Source organism: Vibrio sp. A1-b2, from assembly GCF_021726015.1.
GTDB lineage: Bacteria > Pseudomonadota > Gammaproteobacteria > Enterobacterales > Vibrionaceae > Vibrio > Vibrio diazotrophicus.
Window position 1 is genome coordinate 1 of the sequence record NZ_JAKKCI010000023.1, and the last position, 6,425, is coordinate 6,425.

A 6,425-nucleotide genomic window follows, 5' to 3' on the forward strand; every position below is an offset into this window, starting at 1 on the left:
GAACCACCGTATACTTTTGATAGAGTAGTACAGATAGCTGCTGTTAGAGTTGTTTTACCGTGGTCAACGTGGCCGATAGTACCAACGTTTACGTGCGGTTTCGTACGTTCAAATTTTTCTTTAGACATGAGTTGTCCCTCTAGGTACGGATTTAAGTGGCTTTATAAAATGACCACGCAACCAAAAATTTGGTAGTAAAAAGTATATATCAAAAGGAAAAGTTTGCTTAGAGCTGGTGCTGATAGGCAGAATCGAACTGCCGACCTCATCCTTACCAAGGATGCGCTCTACCATCTGAGCTATATCAGCACTCTTAAATGGAGTGGAGCGGGCAGCGGGAATCGAACCCGCATCATCAGCTTGGAAGGCTGAGGTAATAGCCATTATACGATGCCCGCAACACGTAACTCTGAGAGCTATTTCCTAATAATATGGTGGAGGGGGACGGATTCGAACCATCGAAGGCGGAGCCGGCAGATTTACAGTCTGCTCCCTTTGGCCACTCGGGAACCCCTCCAAATTTTTACGCCACTTCTCTCATTAATAAGCAGTTTTCATTACAGAAAAGCTCTCATAAAGGAGAAAATGGTGCCGACTACCGGAATCGAACTGGTGACCTACTGATTACAAGTCAGTTGCTCTACCTACTGAGCTAAGTCGGCATAAGTGGTGCGCATTCTAGTGAATGATTTATTGGCTTGCAATACTTATGAGAAAAAAAATGCGAAATTTCGCGTTCTTTTGTTTGTTCGATGATTTTTCAAGCGAATTCACGCCTAAACACTAAATATTCCATCTTTCTCGTTTGAATTGTGGCTACCATATTGTATGTTCGCTGGTCTTACTCTAATTTCGACAATTGAGCATGTTATGACCCCATATTTGTCTTTTGATCGCCAACAATGGTCTGAACTTCGCAATTCAGTGCCAATGATGCTGTCAGAAAGTGATCTGCAAGAGTTGCAAGGTATCAATGAGAATTTGACGGTAAAAGAGACTGTAGAAATCTATCTCCCTCTCGCTCGTCTTCTTAACTTGTATGTCGCGGCAAGACAGAGTCGTAATAGCGTGCTCAATCAGTTTCTCGGTAATAAAGAAAGCGCTCCCCCTTTTATCATTGGGATTGCAGGCAGTGTCGCAGTGGGGAAAAGTACCACTGCACGTTTATTACGTGCGTTACTTGCTCGTTTCGAAAACCACTCAAAAGTTGAACTCGTCACAACTGACGGTTTTCTTCATCCAAACAAAGTGTTGGAAGAAAGAGGCATCATGCATAAGAAAGGATTTCCTGAATCTTATGATATACGTAGCCTTGTTCAATTTGTTTCCGATGTCAAAGCAGGGAAACCGAATGTCAAGGTCCCAGTTTATTCACACCTAACTTATGACATCACAGAGCAGAAGAAAGTTGTCGATCGCCCTGACGTGTTGATCATAGAAGGGCTCAATGTTCTACAAAGTGGCATGGATTACCCGCACGATCCTCATCGAGTGTTTATTTCTGATTTTCTTGATTTCTCTATCTATGTCGATGCAGATAGCCAGATGATCGAAAAATGGTATGTTGAACGCTTTATGAAATTCAGAGACAGTGCATTCAAAGAGCCGGGGTCTTATTTCAGCCATTACACTTCATTAAGCACAGAAGAAGCCATCGCAAAAGCGAAACAAATTTGGCATTCAATTAATGGTAAGAACCTACAAGGGAACATTCTTCCTACGAAAGAACGGGCTCAACTGATTTTGAAAAAAGGCCTCAACCATACCGTGGAAGAGATACTTCTTCGTAAGTGACAATAAACCATAAAAAAGAGGCCTCAGCCTCTTTTTTATTCGTTGTTTCTTAAGGAAATCTCGCCACCGATAAAACTCTTAATGCCTTGTTCTGTTTCCAACAAAACACCACCTTGCTCATCGATACCACGTTCTATTCCCGTGACCTCATTCGTTCCCATAATGAGCTTAACTTTACGCCCGATAAAGTTATCTAAGCGATTCCAACGTTCTACAAAGTTTTGCATACCGTAGATTTCGTAATTCTTTAACGCTGTATCTAGGGTGTTAATAAACTCTGCAGCCAAAACATTGCGATCAATATGATCGGTACCGATCACCTCAGACAAACTTGCCCAAGGCTGATCGATAGCGGAATCACGATCTTGCATCGCCAAATTCATACCCATACCGATAACCAAGTGTGCTGCCCCACCTGCTTGACCAGACATCTCGACTAATATGCCCGCCAGTTTTCGGTCTTGATAATAAAGGTCGTTTGGCCATTTCAGTTTCACACCTTCCAAGCCCATATTTTCTAGAGCCTCTACCATAGCAACACCAACAACAAGGCTAAGCCCCATCGCTGCAGCCATACCAGCATCAAGACGCCAGTACATTGATAAATACAGGTTTGCACCGAATGGCGATACCCAATGGCGTCCACGCCTGCCTCGACCACTCTCTTGATACTCAGCAATACAAACCGTACCGGACTGCAAGTTGGCAGTATTATCAATCAAGTACTGGTTGGTTGAGCCGATTACTGGATGAAGCTCTACCGGATTTGAAACCTTTGATTGGATTAAAGTTTCATCCAACATGATCAGCGGTTGAGACAATTGATATCCTTTTCCTTGAACACGGAAGATATCAACGCCCCACTCCTGAATGCCTTTGATATGCTTGCTGATCGCCGCACGAGACATTCCAAGATCTTCGCCTAACGATTCTCCCGAGTGAAAAGAGCCATCAGATAGCTTACTCAGTAACTTTAACTTTACGTCTGGATTTTTCACTCATGATTCTCCAATCAAACAACTCAAATACGTTTCTTTGTCTCGCCCCATGAAGCGAACTTCATGTTCCAACAATACACCATACGTCTCTAGTACTTTACTTCGGACTATGCCAGCCAATTCAACGATATCTTGGGCTGTGGCATTGCCTTTGTTAATCAATACTAAAGACTGATTAGGATGAACCTGAGCTCCGCCATGTACTGTCCCTTTAAGTCCCGCATGTTCAATGAGCCATCCGGCGGCAAGCTTCACACCGTCAGCAACCGGATAGGCGACAATATCTGGAAATGAAGACTTTAGCATTTCAAAATGCTGCTCGATAACAACGGGGTTTTTGAAGAAACTTCCAGCATTTCCGATGACAGCAGGATTAGGTAATTTTTCACTACGAACCTGACATACACGCTCAAACACTTGTCTGGCAGAGCAGTCTTCGCCGAGTTCTTTTAAAGGACCATAGTTAATGTTTGGTTGCCAATGCTTAGTGAGTTTAAAACCCACGGCAACGACGATTGCCTTGTTATAAAGCGTTTTCTTAAAAATAGAATCTCGGTAGCCAAAAGCACATTCTTCTTTAGTGAGACGCTTAACTTGCAATGAATCTAGGCAAAGGTAGTCAACGTATTCACACACATCTTGAAACTCTACCCCATAAGCGCCAATGTTTTGTATTGGAGCAGAACCGGCGCATCCGGGAATCAAAGCCAAGTTCTCTAACCCTGATATATTCTCGTTTATACTCCATTCAACGAGATCCGGCCAATCTTCCCCCCCCTCTACATGCAAATAATGAAAGCCTTCATCTTGAGTGTGCTTAATGCCAAGCATACGGTTAACCATGATCAAACCTTGATAGGTCTCGGTAAAAAGCATGTTGCTTCCCTTACCTAACATCAATTTGGGCAAAGCTTTAAGCAGTGGAGAACGATACACTTCTTTTAGATCATCGACTGTTTCAATGAATACTAATGTATGGCATAGCTGCTCAATGCCAAACGTATGATAAGGGGCTAAATTCACATCGTGATGTAATTGCAAAGGGCTATGTAATTGCATGAGACTCTTCAGATAAACTAAACTTCGGACATTCTACAACAGATGCCATGATAAGACACAAATGCCTGAACTCAAGTTTGGACACTTAGAGCCAATAAAACTCCCACTGCTTAAACGCTTCTACAAACAACATTACCCAAGCACTAAACCTAAAAGTGACGAATTATCGATTGTTGCGTATAGCGATTTTTCTATGGTTGCTGTAGTACGATTTCGCTCGATTGCAGAATATAGGTTGCTAACTGGAATGGCTGTAGATGAATCCAAAAGAGGGGAAGGTATAGGCTCTCAACTACTCAACTATTGCTTAAATGAGGTTTTGGCCAAAAATGATTTTTGTTTTTCTTATACCCATCTACAAAACTTCTATGAACAGGCTAACTTCAAAAAAATAGATATTGAAGAATTACCAAATGACCTTAGAACCTTATTTCTTAGATACAGTCAAAACGGTAAAGATCTCATTCCAATGCAGTTTTTTGCCGAGCGCAGTGAAGTTTAAACAGCTTTTCTAGCCTTTTGTTTCACTAGTTTGGTATTATCCGTTGTTCGCACATTTGCACATTTGCACATAAGTAAGGTAAAGCATTCAAAATGATCGCTCGTAGAAACCCATTCGACCAGCTGCCGACTATTGCGCAAGATCCGACTAAATTTGCCATTCTCTTCTCTGCCAAAGAATTTCGTACTCATCTCATTGAGTCAATTCGCCAGGCTAGTAAGCGAATTTACCTTGTAGCCCTATACCTAGAAGACGATGAAGCTGGCCGAGAGATTCTTACCGAGTTGTTCGAAGCTAAGCAACGTAATCCTGGATTAGATATTAATATATGTGTCGATTGGCACCGAGCACAGCGCGGCCTAATAGGTAAAGCAACCTCCGAAGGTAATGCTGCGGCTTATAAAAAGTTTAACCAAGAGTACAAACATACCATTCCAACTTATGGAATCCCTGTACGCGGGCGTGAAGTTTTTGGCGTGTTACATCTGAAAGGTTTTGTTATTGATGATACTGTCATATATAGCGGAGCCAGCTTAAACAACGTTTACCTCCACTATAAAGAACGTTATCGCTTTGATCGGTACCATTCAATCGAAAATGCCACCTTAGCTGACAGCATGGTCAAATTCGTTCAAGAAGAGATGTTAGCTCATCCTGCAGTTAATGATCTTAGTGCTCAAGATAAACCAGCAACGAAAGAGATCAAAACCGATATTCGTCAATTCAGAGCTTCACTGGCTCAGGCAAGCTACAAGTTTGAACCGGATGTTGTTGCTCAGGACAAAGTTGCTATTACGCCAATTGTTGGTTTAGGTAAGCGTCGTAACAGACTTAACCAATACATCGTACAACTTATCGCTCAAGCGAAAGATGAAGTATTCATCTGCACACCTTATTTTAATTTCCCAAGAAGTATCGCAAAGGAAGTAAAGAAGGCGCTCAAACGTGGCGTTAAAGTACATATCATCATTGGCGATAAAACAGCAAACGACTTCTACATTTCACCGGAAGAAGAATTCAAGACGATTGGCGGGCTACCTTATCTTTATGAGATAAACCTGCGTCGCTTCGCTAAAGCGAATGAAGCTAACATTGCCAGCCGTAAACTGTCCATTCACCTATGGAAGCACGAAGACAATAGCTTCCACCTAAAAGGGATTTGGGTAGACAAACGCTATATGTTGTTAACGGGGAATAACCTAAATCCTAGAGCTTGGAAACTCGATTTAGAGAATGCTCTATTGGTAAAAGATGACTACCACTTGTTAACAGAGCAGTTTGAGAAAGAGATCCAGAACATTCTTCAGCATACTCACTTAGTTTGTACATACAGACAATTAGAGAAGCTTGAAGACTACCCAGAAGCGGTACAACGCTTAGTACGGAAGATCACTCGAGTGAAAGCGGATAGAGTATTAAAACAAATACTGTAAAAGCACATAATCAAGAAACCGACACCACTGTGTCGGTTTTTTTATATCTGTTTTTAGGGGTAGTGAAACATTTAAGAATGTGTAATGAAGATGGAGATGAAATGATCTACCCTTCTTAAATACCTAGGGCGTGTAAAGCTCAGATATTCTTATCTTGCGCAGCTTACTCTCTATTTTGGTTTAGAGGGTATGCAGCAGAACCGCTGGAACTTCACATTGTTTGCTTTTTTGTATCTACGTAGTGACAGACTGTTCGGCTCTTAAACAAAAGCAAGCGACTGAACTATTACTCCACATCCGTTCGCCTTTCTCCAAATGCAAAGGAGCCCTGTCATTTCTGACAAGGCTTCAAAATAGTCGCGGAGCGGACAGGACTCCCTAATACCTTGATTGGCGCGCCCCGTCGTGACAGGCTGGCTTTCTGTTCAACCAAGAGCCACCCATTGAGCTGCCGCTTCGCCTTGAACACTTTCCTTCAGACGCAAAAAAGCCCCGTCATTTCTGACGAGGCTTTCAAATAGTGGCGGAGCGGACGGGACTCGAACCCGCGACCCCCGGCGTGACAGGCCGGTATTCTAACCAACTGAACTACCGCTCCGCATTGGTTAGCGCTTGGTGCTAAATAAAAGCCTGGCGATG

At 42.6% G+C, this 6,425-nt stretch carries 6 protein-coding genes and 5 tRNA genes; 3 read left to right on the forward strand and 8 right to left on the reverse strand.

What is annotated here, in order from left to right; genetic code table 11:
• From L3V23_RS21170 to L3V23_RS21190, 5 genes are all read right to left on the reverse strand, one after another.
• Positions 1–128 (reverse strand): GTP-binding protein (locus L3V23_RS21170; RefSeq protein WP_237292940.1); only part of this gene is annotated, 128 nt, incomplete at its 3' end.
• A 105-nt stretch (positions 129–233) separates the two neighbouring features.
• Positions 234–309, reverse strand: a tRNA-Thr gene (locus tag L3V23_RS21175).
• A 14-nt stretch (positions 310–323) separates the two neighbouring features.
• Positions 324–398 (reverse strand) — tRNA-Gly (locus L3V23_RS21180).
• 34 nt (positions 399–432) lie between these two features.
• Positions 433–517: transfer RNA gene (locus L3V23_RS21185), tRNA-Tyr, on the reverse strand.
• A 69-nt stretch (positions 518–586) separates the two neighbouring features.
• Positions 587–662: transfer RNA gene (locus L3V23_RS21190), tRNA-Thr, on the reverse strand.
• A gap of 208 nt (positions 663–870) precedes the next feature.
• Between L3V23_RS21190 and coaA the strand changes: the two genes are divergently transcribed.
• Entirely contained in the window at positions 871–1,794 is a 924-nt protein-coding gene (gene coaA / locus L3V23_RS21195) for a type I pantothenate kinase (RefSeq protein ID WP_102967356.1), read from the forward strand.
• Between the two features lie 35 nt (positions 1,795–1,829).
• Here coaA and birA read toward each other — a convergent pair whose 3' ends face one another.
• Together birA and murB are read right to left on the reverse strand one after the other, a co-directional pair.
• A complete protein-coding gene (birA, locus tag L3V23_RS21200; protein WP_102967355.1) occupies positions 1,830–2,792 on the reverse strand; it encodes a bifunctional biotin--[acetyl-CoA-carboxylase] ligase/biotin operon repressor BirA in 963 nt (320 codons plus the stop codon).
• Positions 2,793–3,851: a UDP-N-acetylmuramate dehydrogenase gene (gene murB / locus L3V23_RS21205; protein ID WP_102967354.1), complete on the reverse strand. Its 1,059-nt coding sequence runs from the start codon at positions 3,849–3,851 to the stop codon at positions 2,793–2,795. It lies immediately after the preceding gene.
• A 61-nt stretch (positions 3,852–3,912) separates the two neighbouring features.
• On the opposite strand from murB, the gene L3V23_RS21210 reads away from it, so the two are divergent.
• Both L3V23_RS21210 and pssA read left to right on the forward strand, forming a co-directional pair.
• On the forward strand, positions 3,913–4,353 hold the full coding sequence (locus L3V23_RS21210) for a GNAT family N-acetyltransferase (protein WP_102967353.1): 441 nt from the start codon (positions 3,913–3,915) through the stop codon (positions 4,351–4,353).
• Between the two features lie 92 nt (positions 4,354–4,445).
• Positions 4,446–5,786, forward strand: coding sequence for a CDP-diacylglycerol--serine O-phosphatidyltransferase (gene pssA, locus L3V23_RS21215; protein ID WP_042490405.1), 1,341 nt, complete (start codon positions 4,446–4,448; stop codon positions 5,784–5,786).
• A gap of 521 nt (positions 5,787–6,307) precedes the next feature.
• Here the strand turns inward: pssA and L3V23_RS21220 are convergent.
• Positions 6,308–6,384, reverse strand: a tRNA-Asp gene (locus L3V23_RS21220).
• Between the last annotated feature and the right edge of the window lie 41 nt (positions 6,385–6,425).

Excerpts from the sequence above, each read along its gene's own strand:
- coaA (WP_102967356.1), top strand. The coding sequence starts at position 871 with ATGACCCCATATTTGTCTTTTGATCGCCAACAATGGTCTGAACTTCGC.
- murB (WP_102967354.1), bottom strand. The coding sequence starts at position 3,851 with ATGCAATTACATAGCCCTTTGCAATTACATCACGATGTGAATTTAGCC.
- L3V23_RS21210 (WP_102967353.1), top strand. The coding sequence starts at position 3,913 with ATGCCTGAACTCAAGTTTGGACACTTAGAGCCAATAAAACTCCCACTG.
- pssA (WP_042490405.1), top strand. The coding sequence starts at position 4,446 with ATGATCGCTCGTAGAAACCCATTCGACCAGCTGCCGACTATTGCGCAA.